This is a genomic window from Streptomyces sp. NPDC031445 (genome assembly GCF_055581365.1).
Genome location: NZ_JBVIJO010000001.1, coordinates 432885 through 454685, shown reverse-complemented (window position 1 = coordinate 454685; position 21801 = coordinate 432885). Strand labels below are relative to the sequence as shown.

Here is a 21801-nt window from a genome sequence, read left to right as displayed (position 1 = left end):
GCCATGACGACCGTGATCTGCCCCTACTGCTTCACCCGCGCGTCGGCGTCCCGACTGCCGTACCGCTGCCTGATGACGCCGAACGGCGTGCGCGGCGGCGCGCCCTGCGGGCCGCGGCCGGACGAGACCTGGGCCGCGTTCATGGGGCCGGGCGTGCCCCCGGCGGCCCGGATGCGCGGCCCGGTGTTCGCCCCGGCGCGCAGGCTCGCCGGACTCGCCGGGCCCGGCGGCTCCGGCAGCAGCGTGCCCTGCCCCGACTGCGGGGTGCCGACGCCGGTGCGGGTGTGCGGGTCCTGCCACAGCGACCTGCCGAGCGACTACTGCGACCAGGACAGCAGGATCATCGCCCTGGTCGGCGCCAAGGCGTCCGGCAAGAGCACCTACGTCGCCGTCCTGCGCAACGAGCTGGACCACCGGGTGGGCCAGGCCTACCACGCGTCGCTGGCGGCGATGGGGCAGCACACGCAGGCCCGGGACAGGGAGATGGCCGAGGACCTGTACGAACGGCTGCGGCTGCCCGGCGCCACCCGGCCGGCCGCGCTCGGCTTCAACGACCCGCTGCTGTACCGGCTCAGCCTGCCCCGGCGCGGGCTGCTGGGCGGCTCCGGCACCCGGCACACCACGCTGGTCTTCTTCGACGCGGCCGGCGAGGACCTCGCGGACGCCGAGGCGATGGACCGCTACACCCGCTACCTGAGCGCCGCCGACGGCATCATCCTGCTGGTCGACCCGCTGCAACTCGGCTCCGTGCGCGACCGGTTGCCGGTGCACGACGGCCCGCCGCTGCCCGTGGTGGAGACCTCGCCCCGGCAGATCGCCGCCGACCTCGCCGCCCAGCTGCGCACCCACGGCAAGGGCAAGGCGGGCGGCCGGGTGACCACCCCGATCGCCGTGGCCGTCACCAAGACGGACATGCTCAGGCCCCTGCTCGAACCGCACTCCCCGCTGCTGCGCAACGCCCCGCACCCCGGCGGCGCCTACGACACGGAGGACCGGCTCGCCGTCCACGAGGAACTCCGCGCCCTGCTCACCGACTGGGACTCGGGCGCGCTGCTGCGCCAACTGGAGCACGATTTCGACCGGTTGTCGCTGTTCGGACTCTCGGCGCTGGGTGCGCCACCGCCCGCGAACGCCCCGGCGGACGTGCCGAAGTCGGGTCCGCAGCCGGTGCGGGTGGAGGACCCGCTGCTGTGGCTGCTGTCCCTGCGCGGGCTGCTGCCCGTCCGCACGGCCGGCAAGGACAGGGCGACGGCCGGGAAGGAGCGTGTGCGGTGAACCTCGCCCAGCTGCACTACACCTCGGCACCGCCCGGCCCGGACGGGTCCGGCTTCCGCTTCACCGCCGTCAGTCCCGGCGTACCGGCCACGCTGCTGCGGGAGGCTGAACAGCTCATCGGGTACGAGCCGCCGCGCGACCTGCCCGACCGGCCGGACGGCGAGCAGCTGAAATCCTTCCCGCGCTCCCTGAGCTGCACCGAACTGTCCGACGGCGGACGGCTGTTGTGCCGGTCGGTGTACACCGGTGCGGACTACAGCGGGCGGTGGGGCAACTTCCACGCGCACGCCGTGCACCTGCCTCCCGGCGTCCGGCTGCCGGACGGCGCGCTGCCGATCACCGCGTGGGAGTCGCCGCGCTGGGCGGAGGCCACCCCGCCGGGCGGCCGGCCGGAGCCGATCGACCGGTTCGCGCCGTCGGGGCTGCTGCGCCGGGACGGGCTCGTGGCGTTCGCCCGGTCCCGCGCGGACCGGCTCGCCGCGTTCTTCGCCGACCTGCGCACCCTGGCCGACGGCAGCGACGCCCGGCAGATCGTGCTGGTGGAGCGGGACAGCGCGGACGTGGCCCAGTGGATCGCGCTGGCCTGTACGGTCCTGCCGCGCGAGCTGGCACACCGGCTGACGTTCACGACGTACACGCGGCGCCCGCAGCAGGCCCGCCAGCAGATCGTCGGGGCGCTGCCCTCGTCGGAGCCGGTCGGGCACGACCACCGGTTCCGGGTGCACGACGGCACCGGCCGGGCCGCGGCGGAGCCCGTGGCGGACGTCTGGGCCGAGGTCTGCGCGCGGATCTGGACGGCCGGGCGGCCGGAGCTGTTCCGCGACACGGTCCGCGGCGCCGGGGACACCGCCGGTGAGGCCGGTCCCCTCGCCGTCACCGCGCTCGCCGAGCGCATCGGCCTGCCCGCCGCCGCCCGGGCGGCGGCGGCCCGCTGGGCCACGGACCACGCCGCCGCGCTGCCGGAGCCGACGCTGACGGCCCTGATCGGGGAGCTGGCGCGGGAGACCGGGAAGGTCCCCGGCGATGCCGGGGACCCCGGGGGCGCCACGGTTTCCGGGGACTCCGGGGACGGTGAGCCGGTCGCCCTGGCCGCGCTGCTGGCCCGGCTGGACGGGCAGGTGCCCACGGCCGTGTCGGCGCCGCTCGCCGCGCGGGTGCTGACCCTGGCGGTCCGCGGCCGGGGCCCGGTGCCCGTGCTGGGGGCGGGTTCGCTGACTCCGGAGGTCAGGGCCGCGCTGGCCCGGGACCTGGCGGCGGACCTGCGGCACGGCATCGCGGACGCCACCGGACCGGCGATCGGCCGGCCCCTGGAGCTGCTGCGCGTCGCCGACCTGCTCGACGTCGACTGCACCGACCTGCTCCCCGAGTTCGCGGGCCGGGCCGCCCGGGAGCTGGTGAGCGCGGAGGCTGCGGATGACCGGACGCGGGTGACCGCAGAGCCGACGGGCGACCGGGCGCGGGTGGGCGCGGAGCCGGCCGGCGGCCAGGTGCCGGTGGGCGCGGAGCCTGTGGGCGCCAGGCCGGCGGGCGTCCGCTCCGACGCCGCCCTCCTCGACGCCGTACACGCCCACCCCGCCCTGCGCACCGCCCTGTTCGGGGCGCTGAACGCGCTCGCGGCGGCTCATCCCGTCGCGGTCGCCGGACGGCTCGCGGGGTCCGGGCTGCCCCTCGCCCCGGACCCGCGCTTCCCCCATCTGCGGATGTGCGTCCTCGGGGACGCGGCCGGTCCGGCCGGCGGTGACCGGCGCGGCCGGCTGCGCGCGGTGCTGCACACCGCCGGGGTCTCGCCGCACGCCGATCCCGCCGTCCTGCACACGGCGTTCCGTCTGGTGTGGCGCGACGAGCTGCCCACCGGCGAGGAGGCGAGCCTGCTGCTGAACGAGCTGGGCTCGGACGCGCACCGGCTGGCCGGCACCCGGGACCTGCTGGTCGCCGCCGCGCTGGCCGCCCCGGCCGAGGACGCCGCCGTCCCGCTGCTCGCCGCCGACCTGCTGCGCAGCTTCACCACGGAACTGGCCCCGGCGCACCGGGTGCCGCTGCTCCTGCTGGAGTTCACCGCGCTGCTCGGCACCGACGGCGAGGGCGAGAACTGGGTGGAACGGGTCCGGACGCTGCGGGACGGCGCGGTCGAGCCCGTACCGGATCAGGTGACCCGGCGGGTGCACGACGCCCTCGCCCGGCGGCTGCTGACCGTGCCGGTGCCGGAGAGCGAGCTGTACGCGCTGGCCCGCTCGGGCGACCCGGCGCTGCTGGCGGCCTACGAGCGGGCGGCGCGCGGTGCCGCGGTGGCCGAGCGGCTGCGGACCGTGCCGTCGTACGCCGCCGCCCGCTTCTGCGACTGGACCGCGTACCAGGACACCCATCCGGGCTGGGAGGCGACCCGTACGGCGCTGCTGGCCAAGGTGCTGCGGCCGGTGGTGCGGGCGCTGCCCGCCGAGGACCGGGCGGCGGTCGAGGAGGCGCTGCGGCGCACCGGCCGGGGGCGGCTGGACGCGTACCGCGCGTGGAACCGGCCGGGTGCCCTGGGCCGGCTCGCGGGCCGGCTGACCGGGCGCGGGCGCCGCGAGGACGCCGGGGCGACCTGGCACGGGGACGTCCAGCCGCCCGCCGGCGGAGGTGCCCGGTGAACGCCGGAGGCGGTGACGGGGACCTGCACCTCGCGTCGCAGGTGCTGCTGGCCCTGTTCGTCTGGTCGGGGCTGGTCGCCGTCGCGGTGTGCCTGTTCCGGACGCTGTGGGAGTTCCTCGGGCGGGGCGTGCGCGCGGTGTGGCGGGGGCTCGGGCCGTGGCAGGCGGGCCGCCCGGACCCGCGGCTGCCCGGTGTCGGGGCCGCCGAGCCCGCCGAACTCGCCTACTGGTGGCGGCAGTCGTGGGCGGACGCGGCGAGTGCCGCCCGGGACGGCATGCGGATGCTGTGGCGGGCCTTCACCGACCCCTGGATGGACCGGACCGTACGGAACCTGTTCCGCGGCCGGCGTCCCCGGGGTCGCCGGGTCCGGGCGTCGCTCGGCCGGTTCCTGCTGGCCACCCTGATCGCCCCCGGTACGGCGGCGGGCGCGCTGACCGGCGCGGTCCTCGCGACCGTACTGCTCGGCTGGGCCCTGCTGGTCCTCGCGCTGCTGCTCGGCGTGGTCTGGCTCGGCTGGACGGCGGCGGTGCCCCTGCTGCGCGGGCTGGAGCGCGGCTGGGCGCTGCTGCGGGGCCTGCGCACGACCTGCCCCCACCCCGGCTGTTACGCGCCGGTGCCGCTGGCCGTGCACCGCTGCCCCGGCTGCCCGGCCCGCCACGCCGAGCTGCGGCCGGGCCGGTACGGCGCCCTGTGGCACGTGTGCGGCTGCGGGCGCAGGCTGCCCGCCACCCGGCTGACCGGGCGGGGCAGGCTGGCGGCGCTGTGCCCGCGCTGTGAGCAGGTCCTGCCGCAGGCGGTGGCCACCACCCGGGTGGTGCACACACCGCTGGTCGGCGGCACCTCCTCCGGCAAGACGATGCTGATGGCGGCCATGGTGGAGGGGCTGCACTCCTGGGCCCGGGAGGGCCGGCTGCGCGTCGAGTGGGCGACCTCCGCCGACCGCGGTGCCCACGCGGGCGTCAGCCGGCAGCTGAACCAGTCCGGCTGGGCGCACGCCACGACCGGTGGGCCGCCGCGCGCCCTCATACTCACGGTGGCCCGGGGCCGGCGGCGCCGGCTGCTGTATCTGTACGACCCGATGGGCGAGTCCGTGAGCGACGCCGAACGGGTGCGTGCGCAGGGGTACTTGGCGCACGCGGACGGCGTCGTCCTGGTCGCCGACGTCCTCGCCGATCCCACGGTGCGCGGCCGGCTCGGTCCGGCGGACGCCGAGCGGGCACAGCGGGCGCGGCCCTCGGCGCAGGGCCCGCGGACGACGTACGAGCGGCTGACCGGCGAGCTGGCCGCGCTGACCGGGCGGCGGCGCCGGCTGCCGGTGGCCGCGGTCGTCACCAAGCGGGACGTGCTGGACCGGCTGACCTCGCTGCCGGCGCCCGGCGACGGCCGGATCGACCACTGGCTCGGCGACATCGGCCTGGGCGCGCTGGTGCGGGCCCTCGGCCACGACTTCGGGGCGGCCCGCTACTGGGCGGTCAGCTCCCACGCGGCCACCGGCACCGGCCCGCTGGAGAGCGAGCAGCGGCGCGCCGCCGAACCGGTGCTGTGGCTCCTCGCCGCCTCCGGGCTGCGCACCGGCCCGCCGGCCGGGCGGGCGGGCGGCGGGGCGGGCCGGGTGCCGTGGCCCCGGCGGCGGCCGGACGGCGACAGGGAAGGCGGGTACACCCCGGCATGAACCATGTGACTCCGTCCGCCGGCCGGGCCCGGCGGGTGATGGCGGGCCTCTTCGTCGCCGCCCTGGTCCTGGCGGCCGCCGCGCTCGTCCTCGGGGTAGGGCTGGTGCTGCCCCGGCCCTGACACCCGACGTGACGACCTGCTTCCACATGATCCCCTCTCACCTGAAAGGAACTGCGGCGTGAGTGACATTCCCGGCGGGCCGATGGCCAACCGGCCGGTCCACTTCATCTGGCTGCTCGACTGCTCGTACTCGATGCAGGGCGAGAAGATCGCCAAGCTCAACTACGCGATCAGGGAGGCCGTCCCGGAGATGCGGTCGGTGGCCCACGACAATCCCGCGGCCCAGCTGCTGCTGCGCACCCTCACCTTCTCCACGACCGCGCAGTGGCACCACCAGACCCCGGTCCCGGTGGACGACTTCACCTGGCAGGACGTGCAGGTCGACGGCATGACCAACCTCGGTGAGGCGCTGCACCTGGTGGCGCGCGAACTCCAGACGCCGCCGATGCCGCAGCGGGCGCTGAAGCCGGTGCTGGCGCTGGTGTCGGACGGGGTGCCCACCGACGACTGGAAGGCGGGCCTGAAGGCCGTGGACGCCACCCCGTGGGGCCGCAAGGCGGTCCGGGTGGCCATCGCGATCGGCGCGGACGCGGACCGCGGGGTGCTCCAGGAGTTCCTCGGCAACCCGGAGCTCCAGCCGCTGGACGCCAACAGTCCCAAGCAGCTGGCGGCGGCGATCCGCTGGGCGTCGACGGCGGCCGTGAAGGCGGCCTCCCAGCCGGTCGCCGGTGACGGGTCCGGGGTGAGCACGGCGAAACAGCCGTACGCGCCGCCGGTGCTGGACGACGACGATGACGACGACGTGTGGTGACGCTCGGGGTGCGGCGGTGGGAGACCCTGGCGGGCAGCGTCCAGGGCGTCGGCAAGCGGCGCAACCAGGACTGGTACGCCTGCCAGGGCACCGGGTCCGGTCCGGACCCGCTGGTCCTGGCGGTGGCCGACGGGCACGGCTCGGCGGTGCACGCGCGCAGCGCGCTCGGCGCGCGGTTCGCCGTGGACCAATTCCTGGTGCTGGCCGGTGCCTTCGGGCGGGCGGCGCACGACTGCCACGAGCCGGGGCGGCTCGCCCGGCTGATGACGTACGCCCGGGACGACTTCCCGCGGGCGCTGGTGCACGAGTGGCGGCAGGAGGCCCTCGGCCACTGGGACCGCAACCGCCCGGTGGTGGAGGAGGCCTCCCGGGAGCCGGGGACCGAGGAGAAGCTGGTGCTGTACGGCACCACGCTGATCGGCGCGGTGCTCACGCCGTGGCTGTTCGTGGCCTGGCAGATCGGCGACGGTGACCTCGCGGTGGTGGAGCACGACGGCACGCTGGTCCGGCCGCTCGCACCGGCGGAGGAGGACCTGGGCGACGAGACCGAGTCGTTGTGCGGGCGGGAGGCGTGGCGGGCGATGCGGATGCACTGGGCGCCGGTGTTCGAGGAGGCGCGGGCGCCGCGGCTGGTCGTGCTCTCCACGGACGGCCTGTCGAAGAGCTTCGCGTCGGCCGACGGCTACCGCGAGTTCGTCAGCGGGCTGGCCGGGCGGCTCGCCCAGGAGGGCGGCGCGGGTGTCCGCGAGGCCCTGCCGGACTGGCTCGCCCAGGCGTCCCGCTACTCCGGGGACGACACGACCCTGGCGGCGGCGGTGCGCCCGGCACGGGCCCTCGCGGACGCCCCGGCGGCCCCCGGTGACCCCGGCGGCCCGGAGGAGCCCGTGGAGCACGGTACGGCGGACGCGCGGACACCACCCGGACCGGACGGCGGCGAGGTGGACATGGAACGGACAACGGAGACGTAGATGAGCGGCATGCTCGATGGCGGTACGCGCCTCGCGGCGGAGAACGGTGACGACGTCGAGATCCTCGGCTTCCTCGGCGCGGGCGGCCAGGGCGAGGTGTACCGGGTCCGGACATCGGACGGGGAACGGGCCCTGAAGTGGTACTACCCGACCTGCGCGACCGCCGGCCAGGAGGCGATCGTACGGGAGCTGGTGACCCGGGACTTCGCCGACGACCGCTTCCTGTGGCCGGAGGCCTTCGTGCCGGAGCACCGCGGCTCGTTCGGCTATCTGATGGGGCTGCGCCCGGACCGCTACAAGGGGCTTCCGGCGCTGTTCCGGCGGCAGTTGCGCACCAGCCCGCGCGCGCTGCTGACGGCCTGCCTGTACACGGTGGAGGCCTATCAGGCGCTGCACTCGCGGGGCATCGCCTACCGGGACATCTCCTGGGGGAACATCTTCTTCGACCCGGACACCGGTGACGTGCTGGTCTGCGACAACGACAACGCGGTGGTGGAGGGTGACGCCAGCGGCATCTCGGGGACCATGGAGTTCATGGCGCCGGAGCTGGTGCGCGCGGACCCGGGCGCGCGTCCGGGCACCCAGTCCGACCTGCACTCGCTCGCGGTGCTGCTGTTCATGCTGCTGATGAACCACCACCCGCTCAAGGGCCGGCGCGAGCTGGGCATCCACTGCCTGGACGAGGCCGCGGAGCGCAAGCTGTACGGCAGGAGCCCGCTGTTCGTGTTCGACCCGGCGGACGACGCCAACGCGCCGGACCCGCTGGAGCACGCGACCGTGCTGGCCACCTGGGACGCGGCGGCGGAGCGGCTGCGGGAGCTGTTCCGGCGGTCGTTCACGACGGGGCTGCGCGATCCCGCGGCCCGGGTGCGGGAGTCGGAGTGGCGGGACGCGCTGCGGGCGGTGCTGGACGCGGTGGTCGAGTGTGCCTCGTGCGGGCGGCAGAACATGACGGAGCCGGGCGAGAACCCGCCGCCGCGGGACTGCTGGGGGTGCGGGGCCCGGCTGGTGCTGCCGCCGCGGCTGACGGTGACCACTCCCCCGCCCCGCACCGAGCACCACATCCGGCTGCGCCGCGCCGCCCGGGTGCAGGCCCACCATCTGCTGCCGGAGCCGGCGCGGCACGACTGCTCGGACGCGGCGCTCGTCGCGGAGCTGGTCGAACACCCGAAGAAGCCCGGGCGGTTCGGGCTCGCCAACCGCTCACGGGAGACCTGGACGGGCACCCGCTCGGACGGCACCGTGCAGGAGATCGAGCCCGGTCAGACGGTGCCGCTGCGGTCGGGGCTCGACCTCGACCTCGGCGGCGGGGTCCGGGCGGTGGTGCGGGCCCGGTGACGTGGCAGGGCCGAAGCCCCGTGGCGGCGGGGCTCCGGCCGGTCACAGTCCCAGGGCGTTGATGAGCTGCTGGGTGAAGGCGAGGCTGCCGGTGCCGGCCGAGGCAGCGATGGCGATCGTCTCCAGCGCGGAGCGGATCCGGCCGCGGTTCGGCGGCAGGCCGTCCTCGGCGGACTCCTGGAACTGGGCCTGGATGATCTCGCCCTGGGGCACCAGTTCCGGGTACTCGGCGCGCAGCGTGTCGGTGAGCCGCTGCGCCAGGTCCATCATGGTGGGCAGGTCGGGGTGGGCGTGGTTGATCTGGATCTGTCCGTGGTCGCCGAAGTTGGCGGGGCCGTTGACGTTGCCGAAGTTGTAGGTGCTCATGTCCTGTCCTCGCTCGCGGTCCGGCGGCGCGCCCCGGACCGGAGGAGCCGTCGGACGGGTGGGGTGTGCGGTTACGGCTTCGGCGCGGGCGGGCCCGATCCCGCGGGACCGGGGCCGCCCTGGGCTCCCGGGCCGCCCAGGGGGCCGGGCCCTTGCTGCCCGCCCAGGAGGATCGTCCCCTGGGCGCCGAAGTTGCTGGGGCCGCTGACGTTACCGATGTTGTAGGTCTGCGCGTTGATGACCTGTACGGCCTTGTCGAAGGAACCGGTGTCGATGTTGTGGTCCCGCAGGAACCGTTCCGTGGCGGTCAGCACGCCCTGCTGGAGCCGGAACAGGAAGTCCTGCGCGTCGGTGCGTTCGGTGTAGCCGGCCTCGTCCCAGGCGCCGAGGTCCTCGCGCAAACTGCCCGTGGCGCCGTAGTCGTGGCGGACGTGCTGCCGGGTGATGGCGCGGCGGGCCCTGGCCAGCGCCCGGTCGTGGTCGCCGCGCCAGCGGTGGCGCCGCAGGATGCGGCCGAGGGCTCCGCGCAGTTCGGGGCCGGTGCGGCGGGTGGCGTACCGGAACAGGTCCCACCAGCGTTCCCAGGGGGCGACCGGGAGCCGGTCCACGCGGTAGAAGCGGCCGTCCAGCGGCGGTATCGCGTAGGCGGCCACCTCCCAGGTCAGGCTGGGGTGCTGGAGGATCGCCCGCAGGTACATGGAGACGATGAGCCGGCCGCCCTCGCCGACGCGTTCCAGGCACAGGTGGGTGCGCATGCCCGCCCCCGGCGTCTGCAGGCCGGCCTGCACGAGTTGCCTGGGGATCTGGGCGCGGGGCCGGCGGGTGGGGTCGGGCACCAGCTCGGGTATGAGGTGGGCGTTGCTGCCGAGGACGTAGAGCCGGTTCCTGGCCCGCAGTCCCTGGAGCCCGGAGATGTTCTCCATGTGCCGCGCCACGTAGGTGTGCAGGTCGATGACGTCGAACGGGCGCAGCGGCAGTTTTCCGCCGCCCGGGGCGTCGGCCGGTCTGCTGACGTCGATGGGCTGCCAGACGGCTTCCTTGATCTTGTCGCCGCTGCCGACGAACGGCTTGGTGTAGGCGGCCTCGTCGGCGTAGGGCAGGACGTTGGCGCGCTTCAGGTCGTGCAGCGCCGCCTCGGCCTCGGGTTCCACCGGAGGTGCGGTCCGCTCGGGTCGGTCGGTGGCGAGGAACACGTCCCGTGCCGTGTCACGGCCGCGTGCCTGGGTGTGGCGGACCAGTGTCCAGGCGACCGCGTAGGCGCCGAGAGGGCCGAAAATCGCCACCCATCCGAGTGACCGGTGTCCGTTGACCAGCCCCCAGAGTCCGACGAGGAGCGCGAGGGCCACGGCCGTCTGGAGGCAGGCGAGCCGGCGGTCGAGAGCGGCGCGGCGGCGGGTGGCCACGCGCGCGTGCCGGGCGAGGGCGACGAAGTTGATGTTGAGGCTGAGCCCGAGGGCGTTGAGGCGGTCCCCGGTGAGCATCCGGTCGGCGTACAGGGCGAAGCCGTCGTCGAGGTGCACCGAGGCGCACAGGCGCCGGGTCACCCCGTCCTTGCGATACTGCGGCAATGACGGCAACGCCCTGCCCGTCACACTCATCCGTCCGTCCCCCTCAAACCTTCCGCGCGGTTCACCCTAGGGACAACCCGGCGGGTTTGTCGCCTGGTTCGGCGAGGGGCGGTGCGGGGGCACGGTCTTGTGGTATCGGCCGCCGCGGTCCGGCGCTCCCCTGTGACGTCGGACCGCGGCGGCTCTTGGTTCTGCGCCGGACCGCGCCGCCGTGTCACACGTCCGGTGCGGCCGGAGCGCCGGAGGGGCGTTTATCGGCCAACCTGCTCCGGGTCAGTCGAACCGGAGCGCGCCGGTGCGGGTGCGCTTCAGTTCGAAGAAGTCCGGGTGCCGGGCCAACACCCTGAAACTGTCGAAGAGTTCGGCCGCCTCGGCGCCGCGCGGGACGGCGCGCAGCACGGGGCCGAACCACACGGTGCCGTCGACGTGGAGGGTGGGCGTGCCGACGTAGCCGCCGGTCTCCGGCTCGGCGCCGGCCTCGTGGCCGCGCCGGACCGCGTCGTCGTACGAGGGGTCGTGGGCGGCGGCCGACAGGCCGGCGGGGAGCCCGAGACCGGCCAGTGACTCGGTGATCACCGTGTCGAAGTCCTCGACGCCCTGTTCGTGGATGCGGGTGCCGAACGCGGTGTACAGGTCGCGCAGCACCTTGTCGCCGTACCGTTCGGCGGCGGCCACGGCGGCCACGGCGACCCGCACGGGCCCGATCGAGCGGTCCACCAGGTCGCGGTACCAGCCGGGCAGTTCGTTGCCGGTGTTGTGCAGGTACAGGCTCATCACCCGGAACCGGAGGTCGAGCGGGCGCAGCCGCTCCACCTCCAGCAGCCAGCGGGAGGTGATCCAGGCGAAGGGGCAGGCGGGGTCGAAGAAGAAGTCGACCCGGGCCGGGGCGGTGGCGGTGGCGGTGACCGTGACGGCGGTGTCCGCGTCCGTGTCCGTGGTGCTGTGCGTCATGGCACCGACGCTAGTGCGCCGGTGGTCCGGAATCCCGGCCCAATCCACTGCACATTCTTTGGTCCATTTCAGCCGGCGGTCACGCGCCGCACCGCCGCGTCGGCCAGGCGGACCAGATCGGCGACGGGCAGCGAGCCCGCCGCCCGGTGCTCCCGGGCGAACCGGTTGGCGAGGACCTGCAGCAGTTCGTTCAGCGGGGTGGGGACGCCGTGCAGCCGGCCGAGCAGGACGATCTCGCCGTTGAGGTAGTCCGCCTCGATGGTGCCGGTGCCCCGGACCAGGGACTGCCAGGAGGAGCCGCCGCCGCGTGGAGCGCCGTCCAGCGGGACCAGGGTGACCTTGTCGCCGCGCGCCGCCCGCTGCTCCGCCACGCCGGCGTACGCGATGCCGGCGGCGTCCAGCACGGCCTCCCCCTCGGCCCGCACGCGCGCGAACAGGGCCCGCGCCTCCTCGCCGACCACCGGCCCGCTGACCGCTTCCAGCGCGTTGCCGAGGTTTCCCAGGAGCTTGGCGTACTGCCAGCGCGCCACGTCCGCGACCACCGGCGCCTCGAAGCGGGCGTCCCCGAGGTCGGCGGCGATCCGGCGCGCGGTGTCGTCGGTGCCGTGCGGGACGCGGCCGAGGTGCAGGACGCCGGTGAGCGGGCTGCCCGCGGCGGAGACGACGCCGGGCTCCACGAAGGTCGACGGCAGCCAGACGCACACGCCGTACACGTGCCGGAAGCGGCGCAGCGCCAGCCGGCCGCTCTCCACGCCGTTCTGCAGGCAGACCAGCGGCAGCGCTTCGGCCGCGGTGCGCCGCCGGCGACGGGCGCGTCCCCCCAGGCGTCCAGGGCGGCCGCGGTGTCCTGGGTCTTCACGGCGAGGACGAGGACGTCGTCGGCGCGCAGTTCGCCGAGCGGTCCCGGCCCGTCGACGGCGGGCAGCCGGTACGCCGACTCCCCCTGGGGAACCCGCAGCCGCAGTCCCTGGTCGCGCAGGGCCGCCAGGTGCGGGCCGCGGGCGACGAGGACGACCTCCCGGCCGGCCTGGGCCAGCCGCCCGCCGACGGCACCGCCGACCGCGCCGGCCCCGATGATGATGTAGCGCATGGGCAGAGCCTCGCACACACGTCCGGCCGGGCGGCGCCCAGCGCGTGCCCGGTCGCGCGCCGGCCGGGCCGGTCGGGCGCCGCGTCCCTGAGAGCCGCCCCCGAGAACCGGCGATAGATGTAAGGGCCCGCCGTCCTCCCCAGCGGTGATCCGGGCCCCGCGCGGTTCACCGGGCAGTACGACGAGATGGCTTTATCCCGCCCCTACCGTCGAACAGGAGCAAGGGACCGTGGCGGCAGGGGGCCGTCACCGCACACGAGGGGGCAGACCCGTCATGGGGAACACAGAGGTGCGGGTGCGGGGGCTGGCCGCCCGCGCCGGCGGCTGGAGCGCCCGGCACCGCTGGGCGGCCGTCGGCATATGGGTGTTGTTCGTCGTCCTGGCCATGGGCCTCGGCTCGGCCGCGGGCCGGGTCGACGTGAACGAGAGCGACCAGCTCAAGGGCGAGACGCACACCGCCGCGACGATCATCGACGACGCCGGGATCAAGGAGCCGGCCGGGGAGACGGTCCTCATCCAGTCGAAGGACGCCGCCGTCACGGCCACCAGCCCGCGGTTCCGCGCGGCCGTCGCCGACGTGGTCGAGGCCGTCCGGGGCACCGGCAAGGTGACGGGCGTGACCTCGCCGTACGACACGCACACCGTCTCCCGGGACGGCCGCAGCGCGCTGGTCCAGTTCGACGTGCGCGGTGACGCGGAGACGGCCGCCGACCGGATCGAGCCGGTGCTCGAGGCCGTCGCCGGGGTGCAGAAGGACCACGAGACGCTGCGGATCGAGGAGATCGGCGGCGCCAGCATGCAGAAGCAGTACAAGGACGCCTTCGGGGACGACTTCCAGCAGGCCGAGTACTCGGCGGTGCCGGTGGCCCTCGGCATCCTGCTGATCGCGTTCGGCGCGCTGGTGGCCGCGCTGCTGCCGGTGGCCCTCGCGATCACCGCGATCATGGCGACGATGGGCCTGATGGGCCTGGTCAGCCACCTCCAGCCGATGAGCGACACCGCCAACTCCGTGATGCTGCTGGTGGGTATGGCCGTCGGTGTCGACTACTGCCTGTTCTACCTGCGCCGGGAGCGCGAGGAGCGGATGGCAGGCCGCGACGCCGGCACCGCCCTGCGGATCGCCGCCGCGACCAGCGGCCGGGCGATCTTCGTCTCCGGTGTCACGGTGTGCGTGGCGATGGCGGGCATGCTGTTCACCGGACTGGCCGAGTTCGAGGCGATGGGCCTGGCCTCGCTGATGGTGGTGGCGGTCGCCATGGTCGGCTCGGTGACGGTGCTGCCCGCGCTGCTGTCGCTGCTCGGCGAGCGGGTCGAGAAGGGACGGCTTCCGTTCCTGGGCCGCCGCAAGCGTGCGGGGAACGGGGACAGCCGGTTCTGGACGGCCGTGCTGCGGGGTGTGCTGGCCCGGCCGCTGGTCTCGGTCGTCGTCGCGGCCGGCGCGCTGCTGGCGGTCGCCGCGCCCGCGCTCGGCATGAAGACCCAGCAGCTCACCCTTGACCAGGAGTTCGGCGACTCGCTGCCGATCGTGCAGACGTACAACCGTCTCAACGACGCCTTCCCGGGCGGCAGCGAACCCGCCCAGGTCGTCGTCAGGGCCAAGGACGTCAACGCCCCCGAAGTCCGCCGTGCCCTGGCCGACTTCCAGCGGCAGGCGGTCACCTCGGGCGCCTCGCGCGGCCCGGTCGAGGTCAAGCTGTACGGCGCCCGGAACGTGGCCCTGGTGTCCGTGCCGCTGGTCGGCGGCTCCGACAGGGACCGGGCGACACGGAGCCTCGAGACACTGCGCGACGAGGTGCGGCCCGCCACGCTCGGCAAGGTCGACGGCGTCGAGGCGCCGGTGACCGGGCAGGTCGCGGGCAACAACGACTTCAACGACCAGCTCATGGGTTCCGTCGTCCCGGTCTTCGTATTCGTGGTCGTCTTCGCCTTCCTGCTGATGCTGCTGTCGTTCCGCTCGCTGACCGTCGCGGTCACGTCGATCGTGCTCAACCTGCTGTCGGTGGCCGCCGCCTACGGCATCCTCGTCGCCGTCTTCCAGCACGGCTGGGGCGCCTCGCTGGTGGGCGCGGAGGGCGTCGGCGCGATCGTCACCTGGCTGCCGCTGTTCCTCTTCGTGATCCTGTTCGGGCTGTCGATGGACTACCACGTGTTCGTGGTCTCCCGCATCCGCGAGGCCCGGATGCGCGGCCGCAGCACCAAGGACGCGATCCGGCACGGCGTGGTCACCACGGCCGGGGTCGTCACCAGCGCCGCGGTCATCATGGTCGCCGTGTTCGCGATCTTCGGCACGCTGTCCATGCAGTCCATGAAGCAGATGGGCGTGGGCCTGGCCGCGGCGGTGCTGATCGACGCCACGGTCATCCGGGGGGTGCTGCTGCCGGCGGTGATGGCGCTGCTCGGCGAGCGCAACTGGTACCTGCCCAGGTGGCTGCACCGTCTGCCGGACCTCACCCACGACGAGACCCCGGAGCCGGTGGCGGCGCCGGCGCCCGACCGGGGCGAGCGGCTGACTGTCTGATTCCGCCCGGTGCCGCAGGGCCCGCCGGCTCCCGCTGGGAACCGGCGGGCCCCGTCCGTGCTCTCGTTGTCCGACAGGTACGCCGTCTCACGGGGGAGGAACCACATGGACAGGCGAAGTCTGCTCAAGGGCGCGCTGGCCGTGCCCGCGGCCGTGCTGCCGGCCGCCGCACCCGCGCACGCGGCGGGCGCCGCGGCACCTCCGGCGTTCGACGTGCTCATCGGCGACGTGAACTCCGGCAGCATCCTTCTCTTCGACCGCAACAAGCCGTTCACCGACGCGCACGTCAAGTGGCGTCTGAACCCGGCGGGTTCCGGCCGTCCCATGGAGCACCGCTTCCGCGACACGAGCGGTGACGGCCAGGTCCTGCTCGCCGTGACCGGCACCCCGGACAGCGGGACGGCGAGCATCTACCGGCGCCGGGACAAGAAGCTGCTGTGGCACGCGAACGTCCCCAACTACCCCCACGCCATCGAGCGGGCCCCCGGCACCGGCGTGGTCGTGGTCGCCGGCCGCAGCAGCGGTCCGGGCGGCGGCGACGCCAAGGGCGGCAGCCTGCACGTCTTCCGGCCCACCGGCGGCCACAGCGGCTCGCTGGTCCGCGCGGGTGCGCCGATCCCCTTCCACCAGGCGCACGGCCTGCTGTGGGACCCGCGGCTGGAGCGGATGTGGGCGGCGGGCGGCTCCGTGCTGAAGGCGTACCGGATCGTGACGACGACGAGTTCGGCACGGCTGGTGGAGGACACCGCCCGCCGGCTCACCGGCTTCCACCACCCGCACGACCTTCAGCCGGACCACCAGCACCCCGGCCGGCTCCTGGTCACCGACACCAACGGCGTCTACGCGGTCGACACCTCGACGATGCGGCGGACGACCCTGCACACGCGCAAGCTGGTGAAGTCGTACGTGCGCCACGCCTCCGGCGAGCAGATGTGGACGGGCGCGGTGGCGGGCGGCAACGCCTTCGGCACGAAGTACGTCCACTTCAACGTCAGCGGGGTCGACCGGGCCCGGCCGGGAGCGATCATCTACAAGGCCCGGCTCGACACCACGGCGTACCTCTGACGGCCGGCCAGGGTCCGCGAGCCCGGCGTCATCCGAACGAAAGGCCCTGGCTCGGGCGGCGGCCCGGCAGTTCGGCCTCGATGAGGTCGGCCGCCCGCCGGGTGCCGCCCTCCTGGGCCATCTCCGCCTGCACCTCCTTGAGCCGGCGCGCGACCCCGGGGTCGTCCACCAGGGCGAGCGCGGCCTCGCGGAGGCGGTCGGCGGTGGCCTCCTCGGCGGGCAGGTGCCGGGCGACGCCGAGGCCCTGGAGCATGCCGGCGTTGCCGAACTGGTCGACGGCCTGCGGTACGGCGATCATCGGCGTCCCGGTCGCCAGCCCCTCCTGGCTGCCGCCGGCGCCCGCGTGCGTGACGAACAGGTCGGCCTGCCGCAGGATCGCCAGCTGCGGCACCCAGTCGTGCACCTCGACCCGGGCCGGTACGTCGCCCAGCTCGGCGCGGGTCACGTGCCGGCCGACCTGGAGGACGACATGCCAGCCGGGCAGGTCGCCGAAGGCGCGCACGCACTCCCGGTAGAAGGCGGGCTGCTTGGTGAAGGCCGAGCCGAGCGAGACCAGGACGACCTTCTCCGCACCGGCGGGCCGCTGCCAGTCGCCCTGGTCGGTGCGGTCGCCCTGGCAGGCGCCGACGAAGGTGTGGACGCGCTCGTCCACCCGGTCGGCGTGCGGCTGGAGCGCCTTCGGGATGAGCACGAGGGAACGCGCGGGGTGGCCGGCGAAGGAGTCCGGGTCCTGGCTGATCCCGTTCTCGGCCAGCCACGCCGCGAACCGGGCGTAGTACGCCCGTCCGCGCTCGGTCTTCCTCGGCTCGGCCCACATCGGCTCGGCGACCTCCTCCTCGTAGCCCTGCCAGGCGACGAGGTTCGGCGAGAGCGAGATCGCGGGGACGCCCCAGCGGTGGGCGAGGACACGGGCCGCGTAGGAGGTGATGTCGTACAGGACGAGATCGGGGGTGTCGTCGGCGTAGGCCTCGACGAGCTGCGGGAGCGCCTGGACGGCGTTGTCCAGGAACGGTTCCACGTTGTCCAGCAGGGTGGTCCCCCAGGCCTCCGGGTCGGCGTCCGGGCCCGGCAGGGTGGAGGTGTAGGGCACGGGCCGGGCGCCGGTGGCGGCCACCTTCTCCGCGAAGACGGGCGGGATGGCGTAGGTGACGCGGTGCCCCCGGGCGACGAGTTCACGGATCACCTCCAGGCTGGGGTTCACGTGGCCGTGGGCGGCGACGGAGAACATGGCGATGTGGGCGGGTGCGGTCATGACGGGGAGGCTAGACGAGACGAGACGTCTCGTTCAATCGATTTCCCGTCCGGTACGACGGCGTGTGCGCGGCCGGACCGGGCCCCTCGCGGGCCGGCGGCCGTGCTCAGCGCTGGTAGCGGGCCAGCACCAGGTTGCCGTCCCTCTCCAGGCGGCGGCGCAGTTCGGCGAGGCCGATGGCGCCGCTGTAGTACTCCTGGTAGGCCGCGGTGGCGACCTTGTCCTTCCACTCGGGGTAGCCGCGCACCGACTGGGCGGGCGCCGGGCGCAGCCGGGACGCCAGGGCGGTGCCGGTGGCCCAGCCGTTCTCCGTGGTGTGCAGGGCCGGGTCCTTCAGGGCCTCGGTGCCGGTGGGCAGCATCCAGTCGCCGAGGGCGAGGCGGACCATGTTCCGGGGCCGCAGCAGGAAGTCGATGAACGCGACCGCCTCCCTCTTGTGCGGGCAGTCGGCGGATACGGACAGCGTCTGCGGGCTGACGCCCTGGGTGAGCCCGTCGGCGCCCGCCGGTGCGGGCAGCACCTCCCAGCGGAAGCCCTCGGGGGCCTGCTGCGCGATCTGCTGGCGGTAGGAGAAGCCCAGCGGGACCATCGCGTACCGGCCGCCGAAGAAGCCCGGCAGCGTGTCCGAGCCGCCGCTGCCCAGCGTGGAGGCGGGCGCGCTGTGGTCGACGGCGACCTGGTCGTGCACGGTGCGCGGTACGACCGCGTCCCCGGCCGTGAACCGCACGGTGACCTTCCCGTCCGCGCCCCGGTGGAACAGCCGCCCGCCCGCCGACAGGGACAGGTTGAGCGTGGCGGAGACGGGCTCCCTCAGCGGCCAGGCCACGCCGTACCGCCCGGGCCCGCTGAGCCGCTTGGCCACCTGCCGGAACTCCGCCCAGCTCCACGGGTGTTCCGGTGTCGGTATGCGCACCCCGGCCGTGCGCAGCCGGTCCGTGTTCGCGATCAGGACACGGGGTTCCTGGAGGAACGGCACGCCGTAGACGCCGTTCCCGAAGGCGGCCGCCTCCCAGCTGCTCTCCGGTATGCCGGACCTGAGCCGGGCGGGCAGCAGGCCGGTCAGGTCGGCCAGGTAGCCGCCGTGGGCGAAGTCGGCGAGGTCGTCGGAGGCGTCGTGGATGACGTCGGGGGCCTCACCGCCCTCGAAGGAGGTGAGCAGCTGGTCGTGCACGCCGTCCCAGCTGCCCTGGACGTACTCGACCCTGACGTCCGGGTGGGACGCGTTCCACTCCTTCACCAGCTCCTTGTTGGCGGTGACGGACTCCTGCTGCCAGGCCAGGGACTGGAAGCGCAGGGTGATCGGGCCGCCGTCCGTCCGGCCGCCCGGGGAGCAGCCCGCGAGGAGCAGCAGGAGCACGGCCAGGGCCAGGGCGCCCCTGGTCCGCGACAGCGCTTGGGCGCCCATCAGCTCTTCACCGCCCCGGCGAGCAGGCCGCCCGTGATCCGCCGCTGGACGAGCGCGAAGACGGCCACGGAGGGCAGGGTCGCGAGGAACGCGGCGGCGGCGAGCGGGCCGAGGTCGGCCACGCCCTCCGCGCCGATGAAGTGGGTGAGGATCACCGGCAGGGTCTGCCTCTGCGGGCTCTTGAGCAGCACCAGCGCGAAGAAGAACTCGTTCCACGCGGTGACGAACGCGAACAGGGCCGTCGCCGCGATGCCGGGTGCCAGCAGCGGCGCGGTCACCGACACGAGCGTCCTCAGCCGCCCGGCGCCGTCCACGGCCGCCGCCTCCTCCAGTTCGGCGGGCACCGCCCGGACGTGCCCGGTGAGCATCCACAGCGCGAACGGCAGCGCCCACACCACGTACACCAGCACCAGCCCGGTCAGGGAGTCGACCAGCCGCAGGTTCTTCAGCACCAGGAACAGCGGGATGATCACCAGCACGAAGGGGAACGCCTGGCTGACCACCACCCACCCCGTGGCGGCCCGGGTCAGCCGGGAGCGGTGCCGGGCCATGACGTAGGCCGTCGGGGTCGCGAGCAGGACCGCGACGACGGCCGTGCTGAGCGCCACCAGCAGGGAGTTCAGCGCGGCGTGTGCCAGCGGCTGCTCCGCGAACGCCTGCCGGACATTGGCCCAGGTGGGGTGGCGCGGGATCCAGGCGGGGTGCGGGCTGCCCAGCTCGCGGGGGGACTTGAGCGCGGTGGACAGCAGCCACAGCAGGGGGAAGGCCAGGAAGAGCAGGTAGCCGAGGAGGGCGGCGTACTGTCCGGCGCGGGCCGCGCGGCGGGGCCTCACGCGTCCTCACCGCCGCGCAGCCGGCCGGCCAGGAACACCGCGAGCAGCACCGCGACCACCGCGACGAGCACGCAGCCCATCGCCGCCGCGTAACCGAACTGGCCGTAACGGAACGCCTCTTCGTAGGCGAAGAGCATCGGCAGCCGGGTCTTCCCGCCGGGTCCGCCGTTCGTGAGCACGTAGACCAGGGCGAAGGAGTTGAGGTTCCAGATGAGGTTGAGCGCGGTGATGGCGAGGGCCACCGGTCTGAGCGCGGGCCAGGTGACGGTGCGGAAGCGGCGCCAGGCGCCCGCGCCGTCGACCGCCGCGGCCTCGTGGAGTTCGCGCGGGACGTTCTGCAGTCCGGCGAGCAGGGCGACCGTGGTCTGCGGCAGGCCCGCCCAGACGCCGACGACGATCACCGCGGGCAGCGCGGTGGCCAGGCCGCTCAGCCAGTCCCGGCCGGTGCCGGCGCCGAGGTCGCGCAGGGTTTCGTTGAGGACGCCGGCGTCCGGGTTGTAGACGAGGCGCCACATGATGCCGACGACGACCTCGGGCATCGCCCAGGGCACGATCGCGAGGGCGCGGGCCAGGCCGCGCAGGCGTAGGTCCCCGTCGAGGAGGAGGGCCAGGCCGAGCGCCAGCAGGAACTGCGGCACGGTCACGCCTGCCGCCCAGACCAGCCCGATCCGGAACGACTCCCAGAACAGGGTGTCGTGCAGCAGGTCCCGGAAGTTCAGGGCGCCGGTCCACCGGGTGGCGGACGTCCGGCCGGACTGGGCGTCGGTGAAGGCCAGCCCGATGCCGTAGAGCAGCGGGCCGACGCTGAGCAGGAGGACCGGGACGAGAGCGGGCAGGACCAGGAACCAGGCGCCGTGATCGGTGACGCGGCGACCGGCCGGCCGCCGTGCTCCGGCCGGTGGTGTCCGCGCCTCGACCGCTGCTGTCAAGGAATCAGCCCCTTTGCCCGCTCCGGTTGGCGTGTTCATGTTCGTGAAGGCCCGGTACCCCGTCAAGGGACCGCGCACGACGGCCGGGGCCGCGCCCGGTGGCCGGCCCGGTCGGTGCGAGACTGGCCCGGAACCGGACGGAACACGGCACGGGAAGACGGCACGGAGGCAGGACGATGGACGAGGCACGCGCGCGGGACGTACTGGCCGCGGCGGGAGTGCTGCCGGACCCGGCCCGGGACGCACGGCTCCTGGCCCTCGGTGAGAACGCGGTGTTCGCGGCCGGCGGCCTGGTGGTGAAGGTGGGCCGGGACGCGGAGCTGCTGGGGCGGGCCGAGCGCGAGCTGGCCGTCGCCGGCTGGCTGGCCGGGGCGGGTGTGCCGGCGGTCCGGGCGGCCGAGCCGAAGCCGCTGCTGGTGGACGGCCACCCGGTGACCGTGTGGCACCGGCTGCCGGATCCCGTACGGCCGGCCGAGCCGCGGGACCTGGCCGTCCTGCTGCGCGGGGTGCACGCACTGCCCTCTCCTCCCTTCGGGCTGCCGCCCCGCGATCTGCTGGGCGGTGTGGAACGCTGGCTGCGGCTGGCGGGCGACGCGATCGACCCCGAGGACGCGGCCTTCCTCCGTGCGCGCCGGGACGGCTTCGCCGCCCAGGCGGCGGCGCTGACGCCGCGTCTGGCGCCGGGGCCGATCCACGGGGACGCGCTGCCGCGCAATGTGCACGTCGGTCCTGACGGGCCGGTCCTGGTCGACCTGGAGACCTTCTCCGCCGATCTGCGCGAGCACGACCTGGTCGTCATGGCTCTCTCCCGCGACCGGTACGGGCTGCCCGCCGAGGCGTACGACTCCTTCACCGAGGCGTACGGATGGGATGTGCGGGAGTGGGAGGGCTGCGCGGTCCTGCGCGGCGCCCGGGAGACGGCGAGCTGCGCGTGGGTGGCCCAGCACGCGCCGTCCAACCCCAGGGCGCTGGCCGAGTTCCGGCGCCGGGTGGCGTCGCTGCGGGACGGGGACGCGACGGTGCGGTGGTATCCGTTCTGAGGGTGCTTCCGGGCGCGGCGGCTGTCCGCC

General features: G+C 74.7%; 16 protein-coding genes and 2 pseudogenes. 10 read left to right on the top strand and 8 right to left on the bottom strand.

What is annotated here, in order from left to right; translation table 11 throughout:
• The first annotated feature begins 3 nt into the window (after window positions 1-3).
• The 7 genes from ACZ5DC_RS01800 to ACZ5DC_RS01770 all read left to right on the top strand — a co-directional run bounded on the left by ACZ5DC_RS01800 (window position 4) and on the right by ACZ5DC_RS01770 (window position 8754).
• Window positions 4-1275, top strand: a complete 1272-nt coding sequence (locus tag ACZ5DC_RS01800; RefSeq protein WP_468648356.1) for a TRAFAC clade GTPase domain-containing protein — start codon at window positions 4-6, stop codon at window positions 1273-1275.
• Entirely contained in the window at window positions 1272-3902 is a 2631-nt protein-coding gene (locus ACZ5DC_RS01795; protein ID WP_468648354.1) for a GTPase-associated protein 1-related protein, read from the top strand. The genes ACZ5DC_RS01800 and ACZ5DC_RS01795 overlap by 4 nt, the downstream gene beginning before the upstream one ends.
• Entirely contained in the window at window positions 3899-5575 is a 1677-nt protein-coding gene (locus tag ACZ5DC_RS01790) for a TRAFAC clade GTPase domain-containing protein (RefSeq protein WP_468648352.1), read from the top strand. The genes ACZ5DC_RS01795 and ACZ5DC_RS01790 overlap by 4 nt, the downstream gene beginning before the upstream one ends.
• Complete coding sequence (locus tag ACZ5DC_RS01785; RefSeq protein WP_468648350.1) at window positions 5572-5697, top strand: hypothetical protein; 126 nt, start codon at window positions 5572-5574, stop codon at window positions 5695-5697. Before ACZ5DC_RS01790 ends, ACZ5DC_RS01785 begins: the two co-directional genes overlap by 4 nt.
• A gap of 82 nt (window positions 5698-5779) precedes the next feature.
• Window positions 5780-6448, top strand: a complete 669-nt coding sequence (locus ACZ5DC_RS01780) for a vWA domain-containing protein (RefSeq protein WP_468649889.1) — start codon at window positions 5780-5782, stop codon at window positions 6446-6448.
• Complete coding sequence (locus tag ACZ5DC_RS01775) at window positions 6442-7416, top strand: PP2C family serine/threonine-protein phosphatase (RefSeq protein ID WP_468648348.1); 975 nt, start codon at window positions 6442-6444, stop codon at window positions 7414-7416. Before ACZ5DC_RS01780 ends, ACZ5DC_RS01775 begins: the two co-directional genes overlap by 7 nt.
• Entirely contained in the window at window positions 7417-8754 is a 1338-nt protein-coding gene (locus tag ACZ5DC_RS01770; protein ID WP_468648346.1) for a protein kinase domain-containing protein, read from the top strand. It begins immediately after the preceding gene.
• A gap of 42 nt (window positions 8755-8796) precedes the next feature.
• Here ACZ5DC_RS01770 and ACZ5DC_RS01765 read toward each other — a convergent pair whose 3' ends face one another.
• The 4 genes and pseudogenes from ACZ5DC_RS01765 to ACZ5DC_RS01750 all read right to left on the bottom strand — a co-directional run bounded on the left by ACZ5DC_RS01765 (window position 8797) and on the right by ACZ5DC_RS01750 (window position 12729).
• The gene (locus ACZ5DC_RS01765; RefSeq protein ID WP_103811639.1) at window positions 8797-9120 is read right to left on the bottom strand and encodes a hypothetical protein; all 324 of its coding nucleotides are present in this window, start codon (window positions 9118-9120) and stop codon (window positions 8797-8799) included.
• Window positions 9121-9191: 71 nt separating this feature from the next.
• Window positions 9192-10664 carry a hypothetical protein gene (locus ACZ5DC_RS01760; protein ID WP_468648344.1) on the bottom strand — a complete coding sequence of 491 codons (1473 nt, stop codon included), beginning with the start codon at window positions 10662-10664 and terminating at the stop codon, window positions 9192-9194.
• 297 nt (window positions 10665-10961) lie between these two features.
• A complete protein-coding gene (locus tag ACZ5DC_RS01755; RefSeq protein ID WP_468648342.1) occupies window positions 10962-11639 on the bottom strand; it encodes a mycothiol-dependent nitroreductase Rv2466c family protein in 678 nt (225 codons plus the stop codon).
• A gap of 68 nt (window positions 11640-11707) precedes the next feature.
• Window positions 11708-12729 (bottom strand): annotated as a pseudogene (locus tag ACZ5DC_RS01750) (ketopantoate reductase family protein).
• Window positions 12730-13003: 274 nt separating this feature from the next.
• On the opposite strand from ACZ5DC_RS01750, the gene ACZ5DC_RS01745 reads away from it, so the two are divergent.
• Both ACZ5DC_RS01745 and ACZ5DC_RS01740 read left to right on the top strand, forming a co-directional pair.
• Complete coding sequence (locus ACZ5DC_RS01745; RefSeq protein ID WP_468648340.1) at window positions 13004-15247, top strand: MMPL family transporter; 2244 nt, start codon at window positions 13004-13006, stop codon at window positions 15245-15247.
• 105 nt (window positions 15248-15352) lie between these two features.
• A complete protein-coding gene (locus ACZ5DC_RS01740; RefSeq protein ID WP_468648338.1) occupies window positions 15353-16312 on the top strand; it encodes a hypothetical protein in 960 nt (319 codons plus the stop codon).
• A gap of 28 nt (window positions 16313-16340) precedes the next feature.
• Here ACZ5DC_RS01740 and mgt read toward each other — a convergent pair.
• The 4 genes and pseudogenes from mgt to ACZ5DC_RS01720 all read right to left on the bottom strand — a co-directional run bounded on the left by mgt (window position 16341) and on the right by ACZ5DC_RS01720 (window position 20731).
• Window positions 16341-17601: pseudogene (mgt, locus tag ACZ5DC_RS01735) on the bottom strand (macrolide-inactivating glycosyltransferase).
• A gap of 69 nt (window positions 17602-17670) precedes the next feature.
• The gene (locus tag ACZ5DC_RS01730; protein ID WP_468648336.1) at window positions 17671-18969 is read right to left on the bottom strand and encodes an ABC transporter substrate-binding protein; all 1299 of its coding nucleotides are present in this window, start codon (window positions 18967-18969) and stop codon (window positions 17671-17673) included.
• A complete protein-coding gene (locus ACZ5DC_RS01725; RefSeq protein ID WP_366748119.1) occupies window positions 18969-19802 on the bottom strand; it encodes a carbohydrate ABC transporter permease in 834 nt (277 codons plus the stop codon). The genes ACZ5DC_RS01730 and ACZ5DC_RS01725 overlap by 1 nt, the downstream gene beginning before the upstream one ends.
• Window positions 19799-20731 carry a carbohydrate ABC transporter permease gene (locus ACZ5DC_RS01720; RefSeq protein ID WP_468648334.1) on the bottom strand — a complete coding sequence of 311 codons (933 nt, stop codon included), beginning with the start codon at window positions 20729-20731 and terminating at the stop codon, window positions 19799-19801. The genes ACZ5DC_RS01725 and ACZ5DC_RS01720 overlap by 4 nt, the downstream gene beginning before the upstream one ends.
• A gap of 176 nt (window positions 20732-20907) precedes the next feature.
• Between ACZ5DC_RS01720 and ACZ5DC_RS01715 the strand changes: the two genes are divergently transcribed.
• Window positions 20908-21771: a phosphotransferase enzyme family protein gene (locus tag ACZ5DC_RS01715; protein WP_468648332.1), complete on the top strand. Its 864-nt coding sequence runs from the start codon at window positions 20908-20910 to the stop codon at window positions 21769-21771.
• The last annotated feature ends 30 nt before the right edge of the window (window positions 21772-21801 follow it).